Source organism: Tardiphaga alba, assembly GCF_018279705.1.
Lineage (GTDB): Bacteria > Pseudomonadota > Alphaproteobacteria > Rhizobiales > Xanthobacteraceae > Tardiphaga > Tardiphaga alba.
In genome coordinates this window covers 3,521,550-3,538,658 of the sequence record NZ_CP036498.1, presented here as the reverse complement: position 1 = coordinate 3,538,658, position 17,109 = coordinate 3,521,550, and the positions used below count along the sequence as shown (strand labels likewise).

General features: G+C 61.9%; 17 protein-coding genes. 10 read left to right on the top strand and 7 right to left on the bottom strand.

Annotation, left to right across the window (positions count from 1 at the left end):
- The first annotated feature begins 126 nt into the window (after positions 1-126).
- Positions 127-1,218: a COX15/CtaA family protein gene (locus tag RPMA_RS16675; RefSeq protein ID WP_211908836.1), complete on the top strand. Its 1,092-nt coding sequence runs from the start codon at positions 127-129 to the stop codon at positions 1,216-1,218.
- A gap of 27 nt (positions 1,219-1,245) precedes the next feature.
- Here the strand turns inward: RPMA_RS16675 and RPMA_RS16670 are convergent, their stop codons facing one another.
- From RPMA_RS16670 to RPMA_RS16660, 3 genes are all read right to left on the bottom strand, one after another.
- Positions 1,246-2,526, bottom strand: a complete 1,281-nt coding sequence (locus tag RPMA_RS16670) for an O-acetylhomoserine aminocarboxypropyltransferase (RefSeq protein WP_211908835.1) — start codon at positions 2,524-2,526, stop codon at positions 1,246-1,248.
- 149 nt (positions 2,527-2,675) lie between these two features.
- A complete protein-coding gene (locus tag RPMA_RS16665) occupies positions 2,676-3,272 on the bottom strand; it encodes a CoA-binding protein (protein WP_211908834.1) in 597 nt (198 codons plus the stop codon).
- A gap of 143 nt (positions 3,273-3,415) precedes the next feature.
- Entirely contained in the window at positions 3,416-4,237 is an 822-nt protein-coding gene (locus RPMA_RS16660; protein ID WP_211908833.1) for an enoyl-CoA hydratase, read from the bottom strand.
- Positions 4,238-4,323: 86 nt separating this feature from the next.
- Here RPMA_RS16660 and RPMA_RS16655 point away from each other — a divergent pair, with 86 nt between their 5' ends.
- From RPMA_RS16655 to RPMA_RS16630, 6 genes are all read left to right on the top strand, one after another.
- Positions 4,324-4,755 (top strand): PaaI family thioesterase, encoded by a 432-nt coding sequence (locus RPMA_RS16655; protein ID WP_211908832.1) that lies wholly within the window; start codon positions 4,324-4,326, stop codon positions 4,753-4,755.
- A 168-nt stretch (positions 4,756-4,923) separates the two neighbouring features.
- Entirely contained in the window at positions 4,924-5,388 is a 465-nt protein-coding gene (gene rplM, locus RPMA_RS16650) for a 50S ribosomal protein L13 (protein WP_211908831.1), read from the top strand.
- 2 nt (positions 5,389-5,390) lie between these two features.
- Positions 5,391-5,867 carry a 30S ribosomal protein S9 gene (rpsI, locus tag RPMA_RS16645; protein ID WP_211908830.1) on the top strand — a complete coding sequence of 159 codons (477 nt, stop codon included), beginning with the start codon at positions 5,391-5,393 and terminating at the stop codon, positions 5,865-5,867.
- 231 nt (positions 5,868-6,098) lie between these two features.
- The gene (locus RPMA_RS16640; protein WP_211908829.1) at positions 6,099-7,352 is read left to right on the top strand and encodes a GGDEF domain-containing protein; all 1,254 of its coding nucleotides are present in this window, start codon (positions 6,099-6,101) and stop codon (positions 7,350-7,352) included.
- Between the two features lie 34 nt (positions 7,353-7,386).
- Positions 7,387-7,629 carry a hypothetical protein gene (locus RPMA_RS16635; RefSeq protein ID WP_211908828.1) on the top strand — a complete coding sequence of 81 codons (243 nt, stop codon included), beginning with the start codon at positions 7,387-7,389 and terminating at the stop codon, positions 7,627-7,629.
- A 71-nt stretch (positions 7,630-7,700) separates the two neighbouring features.
- Entirely contained in the window at positions 7,701-7,997 is a 297-nt protein-coding gene (locus tag RPMA_RS16630; protein ID WP_092142187.1) for an antibiotic biosynthesis monooxygenase family protein, read from the top strand.
- Position 7,998: 1 nt separating this feature from the next.
- Here the strand turns inward: RPMA_RS16630 and RPMA_RS16625 are convergent, their stop codons facing one another.
- The gene (locus RPMA_RS16625) at positions 7,999-9,171 is read right to left on the bottom strand and encodes an AI-2E family transporter (protein ID WP_211908827.1); all 1,173 of its coding nucleotides are present in this window, start codon (positions 9,169-9,171) and stop codon (positions 7,999-8,001) included.
- 194 nt (positions 9,172-9,365) lie between these two features.
- Here RPMA_RS16625 and RPMA_RS16620 point away from each other — a divergent pair, with 194 nt between their 5' ends.
- Together RPMA_RS16620 and RPMA_RS16615 are read left to right on the top strand one after the other, a co-directional pair.
- Positions 9,366-11,027, top strand: a complete 1,662-nt coding sequence (locus RPMA_RS16620) for a thiamine pyrophosphate-binding protein (RefSeq protein WP_249225238.1) — start codon at positions 9,366-9,368, stop codon at positions 11,025-11,027.
- A 95-nt stretch (positions 11,028-11,122) separates the two neighbouring features.
- Positions 11,123-11,809: a hypothetical protein gene (locus RPMA_RS16615; protein ID WP_211908825.1), complete on the top strand. Its 687-nt coding sequence runs from the start codon at positions 11,123-11,125 to the stop codon at positions 11,807-11,809.
- Positions 11,810-11,869: 60 nt separating this feature from the next.
- Here the strand turns inward: RPMA_RS16615 and glnA are convergent, their stop codons facing one another.
- Together glnA and RPMA_RS16605 are read right to left on the bottom strand one after the other, a co-directional pair.
- The gene (gene glnA / locus RPMA_RS16610; protein ID WP_211908824.1) at positions 11,870-13,279 is read right to left on the bottom strand and encodes a type I glutamate--ammonia ligase; all 1,410 of its coding nucleotides are present in this window, start codon (positions 13,277-13,279) and stop codon (positions 11,870-11,872) included.
- Between the two features lie 217 nt (positions 13,280-13,496).
- Positions 13,497-13,835, bottom strand: a complete 339-nt coding sequence (locus RPMA_RS16605; protein WP_068730910.1) for a P-II family nitrogen regulator — start codon at positions 13,833-13,835, stop codon at positions 13,497-13,499.
- A 433-nt stretch (positions 13,836-14,268) separates the two neighbouring features.
- Here RPMA_RS16605 and RPMA_RS16600 point away from each other — a divergent pair, with 433 nt between their 5' ends.
- Entirely contained in the window at positions 14,269-15,765 is a 1,497-nt protein-coding gene (locus tag RPMA_RS16600) for an NAD(P)H-hydrate dehydratase (RefSeq protein ID WP_211913698.1), read from the top strand.
- Between the two features lie 2 nt (positions 15,766-15,767).
- On the opposite strand, the gene RPMA_RS16595 is transcribed toward RPMA_RS16600, so the two are convergent.
- Positions 15,768-17,084, bottom strand: a complete 1,317-nt coding sequence (locus RPMA_RS16595; RefSeq protein WP_211908823.1) for a multicopper oxidase family protein — start codon at positions 17,082-17,084, stop codon at positions 15,768-15,770.
- Positions 17,085-17,109 lie beyond the last annotated feature (25 nt).

Genomic DNA, 17,109 nt, shown 5'->3' with positions numbered 1-17,109 from the left:
GATGAGGCTGGGTGGGCAAAGTGCCCAACTTTGCAGGGCAGGACGGGCGGACTATAAGGGGCCCGAAAATCCGTTCAAAGCGCTGTTTTTGCAAAGCGCTGCCGGAACGTAGCGAGATTGATTTTAATGGCCGCCATTTCCCAAATCCGCGACAAGGAATTGCGCCCGGTGCGCGTCTGGCTGATGGTCGTTGCGGCCATGATCGTCGCCATGGTGATGGTTGGCGGGGCCACTCGCCTGACCGAATCCGGCCTGTCGATCGTCGAATGGAAGCCGGTGACCGGTGCGCTACCGCCGCTGACTGATGCGCACTGGCACGATGCCTTCGAGGCCTACAAGAAGATCCCGCAATATCGCGAGGTGAATCGCGGGATGAGCCTCGACGAATTCAAGACCATCTTCTGGTGGGAATGGAGCCATCGTCTGCTCGGCCGCACCATCGGCATGGTGTTCCTGTTTCCTTTCCTGTTTTTCCTTTGGCGCGGTGTGCTGACGTCGGAGCTGAAGAAGCGACTCTGGGTGATCTTCGGTCTCGGCGGCCTGCAGGGTTTTGTCGGCTGGTGGATGGTCGCGTCCGGCCTCACGCATCGCGTGGAAGTCTCGCAATATCGCCTCGCGGTGCATCTTATGCTGGCGCTGATCATTTTTGCCGCCATCGTCTGGGTGCTCAGGCGGATGAAAGCTGGCGCAACGGCGGCGGCGACAGGGCGGTTGCGGGTGACGAGCTGGGTTCTGCTCGGGCTGACATTTCTGCAGCTCTATTTCGGTGCGCTCGTTGCAGGTCTGCGGGCTGGCCGCGTCTTCAACACCTGGCCGGATATCGACGGCGCATTCATTCCCGCGGCGTCACGGCTGTTTTTCGAGGATCCGTGGTGGCGCAACATGTTCGACAATGCGCTGACCGTGCAGTTCCAGCACCGCATGACCGCGTATCTGTTATTCGCGCTGGCGGTCTGGCACGCCTTGGACGCGATCCTGGCCAAGGCCGATCGTTCGGTGGTCAATGGTGCGTTGTGGCTGGCGGCGAGCATTGCCGTGCAGGCCATGCTCGGCATTCTCACCCTGCTGCATCAAGTGCCGATCGATCTCGCGCTGGCGCATCAGGCGGTGGCGATCGTCGTGCTGACCCTGGCGCTGCTGCAGGTGGAGCGGATGAAGGTGCGGGATGTGCCGCTCGCGTCTCGGCAGCTAGATCTCGCGGAAGGTAGAGCTGCGTAGCTGCCGAAGCAGCTACGCAGAACGACATCAGGCGCTCAACGCCTGTTCGAGATCCGCGATCAGATCTTCCTTGTCCTCGATGCCGATCGACAGGCGCACCACGTCCGGACCGGCGCCCGAACGCGTCTTGGCGTCGTCGTCGAGCTGGCTGTGGGTGGTCGACGCCGGATGGATCACCAGCGAGCGGGTGTCGCCGACATTGGCGAGATGCGAGAACAGCTTCAGGTTCGACACCAGGCTGACGCCCGCGTCATAGCCGCCCTTCAGGCTGAAGGTGAACACCGCACCGGCGCCCTTCGGTGCGTATTTGCGGGCAAGCGCGTGATACTTGTCGTTCGGCAGCCCCGCATAATTCACCGCCGCCACGGCCGGATGTGCAGACAACCATTCGGCCACCGCCTTGGCATTGTCGCTGTGCTTCTGCATGCGCAGTGGCAGCGTCTCGATGCCGGTCTGGATCATGAACGCGTTGAACGGCGACAGCGCCGGGCCGAGATCGCGCAGGCCGAGCACGCGGCAGGCGATGGCGAACGAGAAGTTGCCAAACGTCTCCTGCAGCTTGATGCCGTGATATTCCGGGCGCGGCTCCGACAGCACCGGATATTTGCCGTCCTTCGACCAGTCAAACGTGCCGGCATCGACAATGATGCCGCCGAGCGAATTGCCGTGGCCGCCGAGAAACTTTGTCAGCGAATGCACGACGATGTCGGCGCCGTGATCGATCGGGCGGATCAGATAGGGCGAGGCCAGCGTGTTATCGACGATCAGCGGCACGCCGGCCCTGCGGGCGACGGCGGCGACGCCTTCGATGTCGGTGATGGAGCCGGCAGGATTGGCGATCGACTCGATGAAGATCGCCTTGGTCTTCGGCGTTACCGCGCGTTCGAACGAGGCGACGTCATCGGGATCGGCCCACACCACATTCCAGCCAAAGCTCTTGAACGCATGGCTGAACTGGTTAATCGAGCCGCCATAGAGTTTTCGCGATGCGATGAATTCGTCGCCGGGCTGCAGCAGCTGCTGGAACACCACGAGCTGCGCGGCATGGCCGGATGCCACGGCGAGGGCAGCGGTGCCGCCTTCAAGCGCAGCAACGCGCTCTTCGAGCACGGCGGTCGTCGGATTGGTGATGCGCGTATAGATATTGCCGAAAGCCTGCAGGCCGAACAGCGAGGCCGCATGATCGGCGTCGTTGAAGACGAAAGACGTCGTCTGGTAGATCGGCGTCGCGCGAGCGCCGGTGGTCGGATCGGGCTGCGCGCCGGCATGGACGGCAAGGGTGCCGAAACCTGGAATACGGTCGTTCATCTTCTCTCCCCCTCAAAGGTCGATTTTGTCGGCGCCAAACTGATCGGGCAGGGCGGCGGCGTCAAGGCAGGGCGACATCGTGCCCGGACTTCGTAATAGCCGCACTGCAGCAGGTCATTGCAACAAAAGGAAACTGCTGCATCCTGCGATCAGACGATGTCGTTCTTGTCCTTGTTGCCGATCTGGGCGATGCGATCTGCCGCCGTCGTGCTGCCGCCACCCAGGCTTTGGCGATTCAGGGACAGCCGCATGCCTTGCACCGGCACAGGTGCGCGTTTGGCGCTGATGGTGCGGGAATTGACGCCCATCCACTGGATTTCCGACGACAGCCGGCCGTATTCGATCTTCGGGCAGCGGTTCATGACGACCTTGATGCCGGCCGCTTCGGCCTTGGCCGCGGCTTCGTCATTGCGAACGCCAAGCTGCATCCAGATCACCTTGGGCTGCGTTTTGAGCGCAAGCGCGGCATCGACGATGGGCATCGCATGCTCGGCATTGCGAAACATGTCGATCATGTCGATGGGGCGGTCGATATCCTCCAGCGATTTGACGAAGGGCTTGCCGAGCAGGCTCTTGCCGACCTGGCCCGGATTGATCGGGATCATGTCGTAGCCGCGCTCGGCGAGATATTTGAAAACGAAGTAGCTCGGCCGCACATTTTGCGGCGATGCGCCGATCATCGCGACTGTCTTCACCGTATTGAGGATTTCGCGGATGTAATCGTCGCTATAGCTGTCGTGGTTCATTATATTCTCGAACTTTCAGTCGTCATTGCGAGCGAAGCGAAGCAATCCAGCTCTTCGCTCGTGGCTCCTGGATTGCTTCGTCGCTGCGCTAAGGGGAAAGCCAGAGGCTTTCCCTGACCTCGCAATGACGGCTGCGGCCACATTCACCGATCTTCCCACACTGGCACGCGCTTCTCGATGAATGCTCCGATGCCTTCTTCGGCATCGCGCGCCATCATGTTCTCGGTCATCACCTCGGCGGCAAAGCGATAGGCGTCGGCCAGATCCATCTCTGCCTGACGATAGAACGCTTCCTTGCCGATCTTGATCGTATGCGCCGATTTGCGAGCGACTTGCTGGGCGAGGGCGATCGCAGCATCGCGCTCGGTGCCGGCTGGCACCACGCGGTTGACGAGGCCGATCTCCCGTGCGCGTTCCGCCGAGATCGGCTCGCCCGTGAGCAGCATTTCCATCGCCTGTTTGCGCGGGACGTTGCGCGACAGTGCGACCATGGGCGTCGAGCAGAACAGTCCGATATCGACCCCGGGCGTGGCGAAGCGGGCGTGCTCGGAGGCAACGGCGAGATCGCAACTTGCCACGAGCTGGCAGCCGGCCGCAGTCGCAATGCCTTGGACAGCGGCAACCACCGGTTTCGGCAAGCGCACGACGGCTTGCATCATGGCGCTGCAGGCATTCATCAGCTCGCCGAAATAGGCGCGGCCGCGATCGGCATCCGTGCGGCGGGCCGTCAATTCCTTCAGGTCATGGCCGGCTGAGAAGGCGGGTCCGTTCGCAGCGATCACCACCGCGCGGACGTCTTTGTCGTTGGCGATGTCGTTCAGCGCCGCATGCAGCTCGGCGATCAGCCCATCCGACAGGCTGTTGCGCGCGGCCGAACGGTTGAGCGTGAGCACGGCGACATCGCCGACCTGCTCGCGCAAGAGAATGGATGGGTGCGCGTTTTCCGCGCGGGCAGGTTGAGCCATGTCTTGTCTTCCATCGGCTGGGCTTCTTCGTCACCATAATGTAACAGGACGGTGTCGGCGAAAAGACGAAGCGACGGGACGGGGACATGACTGACGCGAAAATGACGGTGCCGGAGCTCGAAGAGTTCCTGAAGCGCGAGTTTCCGCAGGCCTTTGGTGCCGGCGACATCGCCATCGAGCATGCCGACGGCACCACCTGCCTGCTGCGGCAGACCTATGGCGAGCGCATGCTGCGGCCGGGCGGCACGGTATCGGGACCGACCCTGATGGCTCTGGCCGATTTCGCCATGTATGTCGTGCTGCTGTCCGCCATCGGCCCCGTAGGCCTCGCGGTCACCACCAGCCTGAACATCAATTTCCTGCGGAAGGGCCAGCCGGGCCAGGACGTGCTTGCGGCCGCCAAGCTGCTCAAGCTCGGCAAGCGCCTTGCAGTGGGGGAGGTGAACCTGCTGTCGGGCACCTCGGCCGACCCGATCGCTCATGTGACATCGACCTATTCCATTCCGAATAAAGCGTGATTTCTTAGGTAATATTGCACCTTAATTATAAGATGCTGATTTCACTTCAGATTTTTGCGTTGACAGCCATTGACGGAATCCGGGCGGTTCTCTAGAACCACCTTCAATTCGGCGCCCCTCTTGGGCGCCGATCTCTGTTTCACCCCGTCTCACTATACGGATCTCAAAATGAAAACCTTTTCGGCAAAGCCGGCTGAGGTCACGAAGAAGTGGATCGTCATCGACGCCACCGGTCTCGTGGTCGGCCGCCTCGCCACGCTGGTCGCCATGCGCCTGCGCGGCAAGCATCTCCCGATCTACACCCCCCACGTCGATTGCGGTGACAATGTCATCATCATCAACGCGGAGAAGGTGGTGTTCACCGGTCGCAAGCGCGACGACAAGATGTACTACAACCACACCGGTTTCATCGGCGGCATCAAAGAGCGTTCGGCCAAGTCGATCCTCGAAGGTCGCTTCCCGGAGCGCGTGGTCGAGAAGGCCGTTGAGCGCATGATCCCCCGTGGTCCGCTCGGTCGCGTCCAGATGGGCAACCTGCGTGTCTACGCAGGCGCCGAGCACCCGCATGAAGCACAGCAGCCCGAGGCACTCGATGTCGGCGCGCTGAACCGCAAGAACAAGAGGGCCGCATAATCATGTCCGATACCATGCAGTCTCTCGAACAGCTCGGCTCGCTGAAGGTCTCCGCACCGGACGCGCCGCGTTACGAAAAGAAGATCGACAAGCAGGGCCGCGCTTATGCCACTGGCAAGCGTAAGGACGCGGTTGCCCGCGTTTGGGTCAAGCCGGGTTCCGGCAAGGTTGTCGTCAACACCCGCGACGTCGAAGTGTACTTCGCTCGTCCGGTGCTGCGCATGCTGATCCAGCAGCCGCTGGTCGCCGCAGCCCGCGCTGGTCAGTATGACGTGATCTGCACCGTCGCCGGTGGTGGTCTGTCGGGCCAGGCAGGTGCTGTGCGCCACGGCCTGTCCAAGGCTCTGACCAACTTCGAGCCGGAGCTTCGCTCGGTTCTGAAGAAGGGCGGCTTCCTGACCCGCGACGCGCGTGTCGTTGAACGTAAGAAGTACGGCAAGGCGAAGGCCCGTCGTTCGTTCCAGTTCTCGAAGCGCTAATCGCTTTCGTCAAATTCGCCGCAAATGCGGTGGATGCAATTTTCGGAAAGGGCGCCCTCGGGCGCCCTTTCTGCGTTTCGGATGCAGACAGATTGATGCAGTTTTTCAGGAAAACTTTGCGACGCGCGCAAACGGATTTCCAATCGGTACACTCGTATGTTCGTCCATGGCATTAGCCAAAGCCGACTGATGTGAGTCGGTCATACTGCAATCCATTGCCGGTGTTCGAACATGTCGCTCGATTCTTCCACGCTGTATCTGGTTGCGACGCTCGTCGCCGCGATGCTGGGCGGGATGCTGCTGTTCTTCGGACGACAGGAGCGGATCACAGCCCTGAACTGGTGGGGATGTGCTTATCTGCTCGGTTCGGTTGCGGTGGGATTGTGGACGCTTGCCGGGCCGCTATTGGGCGAGATGCTCTCGCTGCTTTTCAACGCAGTGGGATTCGTCGCCTGTGGCATGGTCTGGACCGCGGCACGGGTTTTCCACGGTCGTCGTCCAAACTGGGCCGGTCTTTTCCTGGGCGCTATCGCCTGGATTGCAGCGATCATGCTGCTTCCGGCGGAGATGACGCCACTGCGCGCGACCATCGGCGCCGGGATCGTCGCGCTTTACGCGATGCTGACGGCTTACGAGCTTGGAACCGAGCGCCGCAAATCGGTGCAACGGCGTTGGCCGACAGTGTTGATTCCGCTGCTGCACGGCTTCGTCCTGATGCTTCCGATCGTGCTTGGCGATCTACTGCATGCCGATGACAAGACGTTCGGCGCCAGCATCTGGGTGACGGCGTTCGCCGTCGAACTGGTGCTTTACGCTGTCGGCACGGTTTTCCTGATCTTCATGCTGGTGTCCGAGCGCACTGTCGCCGCCCACAAGGTGGCTGCGTCCTGCGATCCGCTCACAGGTCTCTTCAATCGTCGGGGATTCTCTGAAGTCACGGCGCGGATGATCGAGCGTGAGGCCAAGGCGGGGCGTCCGGTCACGGTGCTGATCTTTGACATCGACCACTTCAAGTCCATCAATGATCGCTTCGGTCATCCCGCTGGCGACGAGGTCCTCAAACTGTTCGCAACGGTGATCACGAATACGTTGCGGATCACCGATCTCACGGGCCGTATCGGTGGCGAGGAATTTGCCTCGATGCTGCCATGTACGCTCGAGGAGGCTATGCAGGCAGCGGAGCGCGTGCGCGAGGCATTTGCCAATTGCGGCGTCGAGGTCGATGAAACGCCGGTCGTGACGACGGTCAGCATCGGTGTGGCCGGTGGACCCGCCGGCACCGAGTTCGACGTGTTGCTCGCGGCAGCAGACACGGCACTTTACCAAGCCAAACGCGGTGGGCGTAACCGGGTGCAGGCAGCCGAGGAGGAGCCACTGTCACTGGAGCAGGGGCGGAAAGCGGCTATATCCGGGCAGGCATCGCCATCCCGCGTCCGCAACGTCGTGCGCAGCGGCGTCACCATGAACATGCAGAGCGCACAGTAAGATTCGGTTTACCAACCGTTCTTAAGCTCATCGCATGATGACGCGTGAATCGACCTCGCATTCGGCCTTGATGTCCCTCGAAGCTGCCGCCAGTTCGGCGCGCGGGGGCTTTGCCTGTATGTTTTCAAGCTCGGACGAATACGAGAACGCGCTGATCACCCAGCGTCGTGCCCAGGGCCGCTATGGCGTACAACGGGCGCGCTGGCCATTGATGGCCTTTATCGGCACCTGCTCCGCAATGGTGGCCGCCGTGATGGTCTATTTCGTCAGGTCCTGATTGCGGCTTGCCTTCTCCCGGGTTTCGGTTTGCGGTAAACACCTTCACCGCAAAACAAGGGTCGGGAAACGATGATCACGGAAATCGCACAAATCGACGTCAAGCCGGGCACCGAAAAGGATTTCGAAGCCGCGGTCGCCAAGGCCAAGCCGCTATTCCTGCGCGCCAAGGGCGGCAAGGGCTTCGAACTCCACAAGTCCGTCGAAATGCCGTCACGCTACCGTCTGGTGGCGAAGTGGGAGACGCTCGAAAATCACACGGTCGATTTCCGCGGCTCGCCGGATTTCGCTGAATGGCGCGCATTGGTCGGGCCGTATTTCGAGACGCCGCCTTACGTCGAGCACACCGAAACGGTGCTCACGACCTAAATCAGGCCTTCGCCTCTTGCGCGGGGACGTCATCGTCCTCGCGCAGATAGTCGATCACCACCTTGCCGATGGCCATCACCGGCAAAGCCAGTGCCAGCCCCCAGACACCAAACACCACCCCGAGCGTGATCTGGAACGCGAACAGCGTTGCCGGCGGAATATCCAGCGCCTGCCGCTGCAGGATCGGCGTCAGGATATAGCTCTCCAGCGCGTGCACGGCCATGAACAGCACAAAGGCCGATGCACCGGCGACCCACCCCGAAGCAAGGCTGGCCAGCACCACGATGAGGCCGCCGAGAATGGCGCCGACCGTCGGGATGAAGGCCAGCAGTCCGGCCTGAACGCCGAGAATGAACGAGCTCGGAATCCCGATCAGCTTCAGGCCGAGCCAGGTGACGGAACCGACTGCCACCATGGTGATCATCTGTGCGATCAGCCAGCGCTGCAGCGTGTCGCTGATGCGATCGACAATGATCGTCGCCTGTTCGCGATGTTTGCGTGGCGTGAGATGCAGGAGCCCCTTCCGATAGACGCTGGGCTGCGCCGCAAAGGCGAGGCCGAGAAACAGCACGATGAAGAAGTTGCCGACGGCGCCGACAGTGCCGAGCAGGATCTTCAGCGTCTGTGTCACGATGGCGCCGCCGCTCGATGCGATGGTGCCAGCACTCGGCAGGTTGCTGGTGCGCGGGATCGGCGCAGTCGTCGGCGCGATATTCCCGGGGATCTCGGTCGCCGTCGTGTCCTTGGTCTCGTCTTTGGGCAGGTCGGACAGGATCGCATTGAAATCGAAATAGCTGGTATCGACGCCATGCTGTTCCAGATAGGTCTTCACATTGACAACTTGGGACTTCAGCGTGCCGGACAGGGTCTTGGCCTGGCTGGCGATGGTGGCGCCGCCGAGATAGAGCAGGCCGCCGAGCATGCTTGCCAGTAGCAAGCATACGAGCACGAGTCGAAGCGGCTGGGGGCCGCCCATGACACGGCCCAGCAGCTGTGTCAGCGCATTGAGCGCAACGCCTAGCAGGATTCCGGCGAAGATCAGGAACAGCGTCGCGGAAAAGTACCAGGCGAACACGACGAGGATCGTGAATGCCACCGTGGTGACGCCGCCGACAGAGACCGCCCAGGCGAGGTCGCTGCGCGATGGGACATTCGTATCTGCGGGCAGGGGCATCTGAAATTCACCTCGTGGAAAATCACTGTTTCGCGAATTGATGGTGGGGGTCAAGTACAGAAGCCGTTGCGACGAGACATCGCACTGCCGCCTGCAACGCAGCCATGACTGCACTTTGGCTGCCACCGGACGACAAATCACGCCAAGATGCGCCAAACCCGCTGACGAAGATCGCGGGAAATGGGAGGACATCCGTGAATCGCATTACCGGCCGTTCGGCCTTTCTCGCGCTGCTCAAGGACGAAGGCGTCACGCATCTGTTCGGCAACCCCGGCACCACCGAACTGCCGATCATGCATGCGCTCAAGGATCATCCGGATCTGACCTATGTGATGGCGATGCAGGAAAGCCTCGTCGTCGCCATCGCCGATGGCTACAGCCGTGCTTCCGGCCGCCTTGTTGCCTGCAATGTCCATGTGGCGCCCGGCCTCGGCAATGCCATGGGCTCGCTCTACAACGCGCAATTCACGGGCACGCCGATGATCCTCACGGCCGGCCAGCAGGAGCAGGGCCATGGCCTGATGGAGCCGCTGCTCTATGGTCCGTTGGTGCGCATGGCCGAGCCGCTGGTCAAATGGGCGGTGGAGGTCACGCGCCTCGAAGACCTGCCGCGCATCGTGCGCCGCGCCGCCAAGATCGCGACCACGCCGCCGACCGGCCCGGTGTTCATCTCGTTGCCGGGCGACATTCTCAATGCGGAGATCGGCCTCGAACTTGGGCGTTCGACGCGGGTGGATACGCGCATCCGCCCGTCGGACGAGGCGCTTGCCGCGATCGTGCAACGGATATCGAGGGCCGAGCGCCCGGTCATCATTGTCGGCGACGAAATCGTGAAGAGCGATGCGCTGCAGGAGGCGGCGGATTTCGCAGCAGCGCTTGGCGCGCCCGTTTATCAGCAATCCGGGCCTTATGGCTCGCACTTCCTGTCGGAACATCCCTGCTACATGGGTTCGCTGTCGCGCACGCAGACGCAGGTCCGCGATCTGCTCGCGCCCTATGATCTCCTGATCGTGCTCGGCGCCGACCCTTTGCGGATGTCGGTGCACAGCGAGACATTGCCGCTGCCAGATGGCCTGCCCATCGTGCAGGTCGGCCTTGTCGAATGGGACCTCGCCAAGAACTTTGGCGCAGAGATCGCACTGAAAGCGGATGTAAAGGAAACGCTGCGCGTGCTGACGCCGGCGTTGAAGGCTGCAGGCGGCGTCGATCTTGAAAGCCGCGCCAATAAAGGGAAGGCCGCGCTGGCATCCCGCAACTGGACTGCGCGAAGAGCACAGCTCGTCGATCAGATCAGCAAGTCGTCGTCTCGCGCCCCGATCGATCCGGATTGGCTGGCGTTGCAGGTGGTCGAGGCGATGCCGGCCAATGCCATCATGGTCGATGAGGCGTTGACTTCGTCGCGCTACATGACCGCATTGAAGCCATATCGCGATCGATTTGACTATCACGCACTGGCGTCCGGCGGGATCGGCTGGGGTGTCCCGGCTTCGGTCGGCGTCAGCCTCGCCAATCCCGATCGTCCCGTCGTTTGCTTCTCAGGCGACGGCAGCGCGATGTATTCGATCCAGTCGCTCTGGACCGCGGCCCGTCACAAGCTGCCTTTGGTCGTGGTCATCGCCAATAATGGCGGTTACCGCATCATCAAGCAGCGCCTGCTGTCGTTCCATCAGGACGATCATTTCGTCGGTATGGATTTCGCCGATCCTGCCGTCGATTTTGCAGCGCTCGCGAAGTCGCTCGGCCTGAAGGCGGCGACCGTCACGGATCCGGCAATGTTGCGATCCGTGCTTGATGCAGCCTTCGCCGATGGCGGCACCCATCTCATCGAGGTCATGATCGACGGATCGGTAAACTAAGTGCCACTTCGCAGCCGCGTGCGACGGGCCATGGCATATCGCCGCTTTGACGGAGGCGTTGCCATGGTGCATTGCCGTTGCGGGAGAAAACGCTGATGAAAATTCTCAAATGGGCCGGCCCAGTCGTGCTGCTGGCTGCGATCGTGATCGGCGACCAGATCCGCATCAATCGCCCGGCCCATAAGTATCGGTTGGCCGTTGAGGTCGATACGCCCGAGGGCGTCAAATACGCCTCAGGCGTGGTCTCCGTGCATCCGTATCGCGGCTATCAACCCGGCGGCAAAACGACCTCGCGCGGCGATGCAGTCATCGTCGATCTCGGTGGTGGCAAGAACCTCGCGGCCCTGATGCTGCATGACGACAAGGGCTATGCCGATTTCGACGGTGCCAATTTCGTGGCGATGCGGGCCTATCAGGCCGCCGGGCGCAAGATCGCGTTTCGCGACGTCGGCAACCAGACCGGCGCTGTTCCCGTCACAGGCGAGCTGATGCCGATTTTGGCGAGCTTCACCGATACGCGCGATGCTTCGGCCGTTCGTCGATTGAAGCCCGATGATCTGTCGTCGCTCGGGCAGGGAACGAAGCTGCGCAGCGTGACCGTGGAGGCCGTGCCGAACGGACTGTGGCCGATCGACTTTGGCGGATCTCTGGGCCAGCCCGTGACACGCACGATAGCCGCCAAAATCCCGTGGTCCCATAGCGATGCCGACGCCGGCCGCGCGCTGATGGCAGTCGGCTTTTCGGAGGCCGTCGAGCCGGCGCGGGCGTTCACGCGGAAGTAAGAAACAGAAAAAGGCGCCCCGTTTCCGGAGCGCCTTGATCTTGTCGCTGATCTCCAGGGATCAGTACGAATAGTACATTTCGAATTCGACCGGATGCGGGGTCATTTCGAAGCGCTCGACGTCCTGCATCTTCAGTTCGATGTAAGCGTCGATGAAGTCGTCATCGAACACGCCGCCGGCTTTCAGGAATGCACGGTCCTTGTCGAGGTTTTCGAGAGCTTCGCGCAGCGAGCCGCACACGGTCGGGATCTGCTTCAGTTCTTCCTTCGGCAGGTCGTAGAGATCCTTGTCCATCGCCGGGCCCGGATCGATCTTGTTCTTGATGCCGTCGAGGCCGGCCATCAACATCGATGCGAAAGCGAGATAGGGGTTCGCCATCGGATCCGGGAAACGGACCTCCACGCGCTTTGCCTTCGGCGAGGTCGTGAAGGGGATGCGGCAGGAGGCCGAGCGGTTGCGGGCCGAGTAGGCCAGCAGCACCGGGGCTTCATAACCCGGGACCAGACGCTTGTAGGAGTTGGTCGACGGGTTGGTGAAGGCGTTGATGGCCTTGGCGTGCTTGATGATGCCGCCGATGTAGAACAGGCAGTTTTCCGACAGGTCGGCATATTTGTTGCCGGCGAAGGTCGGCTTGCCGTCCTTCCAGATGGACTGGTGCACATGCATGCCCGAGCCGTTGTCGCCGAAGATCGGCTTCGGCATGAAGGTGGCGGTCTTGCCGTAGATGTGGGCGACCTGATGGATGCAGTACTTATAGACCTGCATCTGGTCGGCCATATAGGTCAGCGTATCGAACTTCATACCGAGTTCGTGCTGAGCCGACGCCACTTCGTGGTGATGTTTTTCGACCTTGACGCCCATGCGGGCCATGGCGCCGAGCATTTCCGAGCGCATGTCCTGCAGCGAGTCCTGCGGCGGGACGGGGAAATAGCCGCCCTTGTTGCGGACGCGGTGGCCGAGATTGCCGCTCTCATATTCGGTGTCCGAGTTCGTCGGCAGTTCCGACGAGTCGAGCTTGAAGCCGGTGTTGTAGGGCTGCGCCGAGAAGCGCACGTCGTCGAACACGAAGAATTCGGCTTCCGGGCCGACATAGACGGTGTCGCCAACGCCCATGGACTTGACCATGGCTTCCGCCTTCTTGGCGATGCCGCGCGGGTCGCGGTTGTACGGCTCGCCGGTGCCGGGATCGAGCACGTCGCAGGTGATGACCATGGTGGTCTCGGCGAAGAACGGATCGATCACCGCGGTGGCGGGATCGAGCATCAGGGTCATGTCGGATTCATTGATCGCCTTCCAGCCGGCGATGGACGAACCGTCGAACATGGTGCCTTCGGCGAAAATCTCTTCGTCGATCATCGAGACGTCGAACGTCACGTGCTGCCACTTGCCGCGCGGATCGGTGAAACGCAGGTCGACGTATTTGACGTCGTTGTCCTTGATGGACTGCAGGACTTCTTTGGCGGTCGTCATGGGTTTCCCTACCTTTTCTAGCGGGCCGAATTCCGGACGTAACAATGGCATATGACGAACGGGTCACAGCCGGATGTCTTCAACAGCAGATGTCTCGACAACAAGAGGTGGCAACAAGAAGGCTGCCGAAGCAGCCTGTTGTCGACGCCTCAAGACGTCAAGAAATCGGATAGCACCGGGCTCGGAGAGCGTCCAGCCCGGCAGGGGGCTTGCGCGATCAGATCGCGTCGAGGCCGGACTCGCCGGTGCGGATACGCACGGCTTCTTCGATGTTCGACACGAAAATCTTACCGTCGCCGATGCGGCCGGTCTGCGCGGCGCGACGGATCGCATCGATCGCCTTTTCCACCAGATCATCACCGATCACGATCTCGATCTTCACCTTGGGCAGGAAGTCGACGATGTATTCGGCGCCACGATACAGTTCAGCGTGACCTTTCTGACGACCAAAACCCTTGGCTTCGGTGACGGTGATGCCCTGCAGCCCCACCTCCTGAAGCGCCTCCTTCACCTCGTCGAGCTTGAAGGGCTTGATGATGGCTTCGATCTTTTTCACTGAACGTCTCCCCGGCACTCATCTTGCCGAAAGTTTCTGGACTTGAAGTTGCGTCGTTCCTGCGCAGCGACCGCGAGGCGGCGCGCACAGACAGTTTGATACTCACATTCGGGCGGAGTTACGCTCCCGCCGCTTGAGCGTCGGCGATTTCTCGCCAATCGACATCGATGATCCCGGTTTCTCCATCATTTGATGCTGGATTGCCCTGACTTGATGCTGGCTTCCCTCAAAGCAGGGTCCGTGCCAAATTCAGCGTGCGGCTATTTTTGAAGCATTTTCAGGTTTTTACGGCGAGACCGAAACTGCTTGGGATGAGAATACCGCACTGCATTTGTCTATCAAGTGGGCATATTGATGAAATGAAAGGCAGTTGCAGCCCAGCGAAATGATCGATTTTGCGGCTGCCTTCAGAACGGGCGATATGGAAGGCGATATGGAGCTCCTGACCACAGACGAGATGGCGCGGGCCGACGAGCTGACGATCGCCGACGGCACGCCGGGCTTCGAATTGATGAGGGCCGTGGGCCGCGCCGTTGCCGATGCGGCGAATGATCTCGCCGAAGAGGGGCCGATCCTCGTGGTCGCCGGTCGCGGCAACAATGGCGGTGATGGATTTGTCGCGGCCGCGGAATTGGCGGCGCAGGGGCGGGACGTGTCGGTGATCCTGCTGTGCGATCGCGCGACGCTGAAAGGCGATGCGGCGCTGGCGGCAAAAGGCTGGAAGGGCGAGGTGCTGCCATGCGACCCCTCGCTGATCGGATCGCCTGCACTGATCATCGATGCGCTGTTCGGTGCTGGGCTTGATCGCCCGGTGAAGGGCGATCCCAAGGTGATGATCGATGCCATCAACGCGTCGGGCGTGCCGGTGCTGGCGGTCGATCTGCCGAGCGGAATCAACGGCAATTCCGGTGCCGTCATGGGGGCGGCCATTCTGGCAACCGAGACCGTGACCTTCTTTCGGCCGAAGCCAGGGCATCTGCTGCTGCCCGGCCGAAGCTATTGCGGCAAACTGCGGGTGATCGATATCGGCATTAACGATGGTGTGCTGTCGCGGATCGGGCCGAAGACGGCCGAGAACAATCCGGACTTGTGGCAAGACGCATTTCCATTGCCGCGGGTGGACGGTCACAAATTCACCAGGGGTCATGCGGTGGTGCTCTCCGGCGACATCGCGGCGACCGGCGCAGCACGGTTGTCCGCACGGGCGGCGTTGCGGGGTGGAGCGGGGCTGGTGACGGTGGCGTCGCCGCGCGATGCGCTGGCTGTGAATGCCGCCGCGCTGACGGCTGTGATGGTGCGGCCGATCGATACGGCGGAGGAGTTTGCGGGCCTGATCGGCGGCAAAGTGAATGCCTGCATCATCGGCCCCGGTGCTGGCATCGGCGCGAGAACAGCCGGCTTCGTGAAGGCGGGTCTTGCAGCAAAGCGGAGCTTGGTGCTCGACGCCGACGCGCTCACAAGTTTTGCCGATGCGCCCGACAGGTTGTTCGATCTGATCAAGGCTGATCCCGAAGCTGAAGTCGTTCTGACGCCGCATGAAGGCGAGTTCTCGCGTCTCTTCAGTGACTTGAGCGAGGAATCTGAGACGCAGTCAAAGCTTGATCGCGTTGCTGCTGCCGCCAAGCGATCTGGCGCTGTCGTACTTCTGAAAGGACCCGACACCGTTGTCGCGTCGCCCGACGGTCGTGCAGCCATCGCCTCCAACGCGCCGCCCTGGTTGGCGACGGCCGGCTCCGGCGATGTGCTGGCGGGGCTGATCGGAGCTTCCCTGACGCAGGGCGTGCCGGCCTACGAGGCCGCCTGCATCGGCGTGTGGATGCATGGCGAAGCCGGCAGCGAAGCGGGGCCGGGGCTCATCGCGGAGGATCTCACCGAGGTCATGCCCGCCGTGTTCAGGCGTCTCTACGACCGGCTCGGCATTCCGTATTGAGGTCAGCCGACCTCATACCAGCGCACGAGACGCGGGGAGGCCCAGTCGGTGGTGAAGGATTCGATCAGCCAGCGACCGGGATTGTGGGCCACGAAGGCGATGCGCTGGGTCTGGCCCGGATCAAGAGCCAGCGTATCGAGCCAGAACGGCTTCCAGCCATCGTCGAGCTTGTCGAGCAAGCGGAAGTGGTGACCGTGCATCTGCAGGACAGCGGGCGTACTGGCCTTGTTGTTCAGGGTCAGGACTACCGGGCGGCCAGGCTTCGCCTTGAAAGCTGGGGCCGTTGATGCGGCGAGGTCGAGGGGCCTGATCCAGCCGGTGTCGGGCGCGCCAAGGTTGAGGTCCGAGCGCATGGCGCTCTTGAGGTCGATCTGGAGCGGTAGGCCATTAGACGGCAGCGGGGTGACCGTCTGCATGGGCGCCGCGCGGAGCGGCGGGTCCTTCAGCGTGACCAGCTGGCCGATACGCCGGATCTCCTTGCCGTCATGGAGCAGGATCTGCGTGACCGTTCCGGCGGGTTTGGCGATATCGAGGAAGACGTCGATGCGGGTGCCCGGTGCCAGGACGACCTGATTGTTACGGGCGGGGAACGGCTCCGCCGGCTGGCCGTCGATGGCCATGACGCGGACGTCCTGATCCTCGAATTTCAGAGCAACCACAGAGCGTTGGCAGCCATTGATGAGACGGAGTCTGAGCCGTTCATTGGTCTTGACCGGAATGTCGTGGAGCGCCTTGCGGTTGGCTAGGAACATCACCGCGGCATCTTTGGGATCGACGCCTGGGGCCAATAGCTTGCCGTCCGCAGTGATCCGGAAATCCTCGACCAGCAGCACCTCGTCGCGGTCGACTTCGAGCGGGTCGGTCTCCTGCACCACCATGCTGCGGACCTGGGATGGCAGGTTTGCTCCGTCCCCGAGCAGGCGCATGTCCACATAGGACGTGCCGGCGCTGCGCATGGTCAGCTTGAACGAATCCTTCGCGCCGGTGGCCACCGGCTTGCGGTCGAGCAGCGGGGCGATGCCGGACACGGCATTGATGCCGCGGCAATTCAACACGATGGGGCCGGGGAGCTGATTGACGATCTGAACGTCGATCTCGTCGCCGCGATTGAAGCGCAGCGGGCCTTTCTGTGCGCTATGCAGGGTTCCAGCCTCGGAACTGGTCCCGGGTCGCACGATCAATGGGCCAGTTTTGGCCTGCAATTCCAATGACGTGACGGCCTGAGCGAAAGTGGCGCGCGTAAGCCACGGGGCAATCAGGGCACCGCCGGCGCCAGCCAGCAGGGTACGACGGGTGAGGGCGAGAGGGCTGTTCGTCATGCGGAAATTCCGACCATTTTCGCGC

Excerpts from the sequence above, each read along its gene's own strand:
- RPMA_RS16675 (WP_211908836.1), top strand. The coding sequence starts at position 127 with ATGGCCGCCATTTCCCAAATCCGCGACAAGGAATTGCGCCCGGTGCGC.
- RPMA_RS16670 (WP_211908835.1), bottom strand. The coding sequence starts at position 2,526 with ATGAACGACCGTATTCCAGGTTTCGGCACCCTTGCCGTCCATGCCGGC.
- RPMA_RS16665 (WP_211908834.1), bottom strand. The coding sequence starts at position 3,272 with ATGAACCACGACAGCTATAGCGACGATTACATCCGCGAAATCCTCAAT.
- RPMA_RS16660 (WP_211908833.1), bottom strand. The coding sequence starts at position 4,237 with ATGGCTCAACCTGCCCGCGCGGAAAACGCGCACCCATCCATTCTCTTG.
- RPMA_RS16655 (WP_211908832.1), top strand. The coding sequence starts at position 4,324 with ATGACTGACGCGAAAATGACGGTGCCGGAGCTCGAAGAGTTCCTGAAG.
- rplM (WP_211908831.1), top strand. The coding sequence starts at position 4,924 with ATGAAAACCTTTTCGGCAAAGCCGGCTGAGGTCACGAAGAAGTGGATC.
- rpsI (WP_211908830.1), top strand. The coding sequence starts at position 5,391 with ATGTCCGATACCATGCAGTCTCTCGAACAGCTCGGCTCGCTGAAGGTC.
- RPMA_RS16640 (WP_211908829.1), top strand. The coding sequence starts at position 6,099 with ATGTCGCTCGATTCTTCCACGCTGTATCTGGTTGCGACGCTCGTCGCC.
- RPMA_RS16635 (WP_211908828.1), top strand. The coding sequence starts at position 7,387 with ATGATGACGCGTGAATCGACCTCGCATTCGGCCTTGATGTCCCTCGAA.
- RPMA_RS16630 (WP_092142187.1), top strand. The coding sequence starts at position 7,701 with ATGATCACGGAAATCGCACAAATCGACGTCAAGCCGGGCACCGAAAAG.
- RPMA_RS16625 (WP_211908827.1), bottom strand. The coding sequence starts at position 9,171 with ATGCCCCTGCCCGCAGATACGAATGTCCCATCGCGCAGCGACCTCGCC.
- RPMA_RS16615 (WP_211908825.1), top strand. The coding sequence starts at position 11,123 with ATGAAAATTCTCAAATGGGCCGGCCCAGTCGTGCTGCTGGCTGCGATC.
- glnA (WP_211908824.1), bottom strand. The coding sequence starts at position 13,279 with ATGACGACCGCCAAAGAAGTCCTGCAGTCCATCAAGGACAACGACGTC.
- RPMA_RS16600 (WP_211913698.1), top strand. The coding sequence starts at position 14,269 with ATGGAGCTCCTGACCACAGACGAGATGGCGCGGGCCGACGAGCTGACG.
- RPMA_RS16595 (WP_211908823.1), bottom strand. The coding sequence starts at position 17,084 with ATGACGAACAGCCCTCTCGCCCTCACCCGTCGTACCCTGCTGGCTGGC.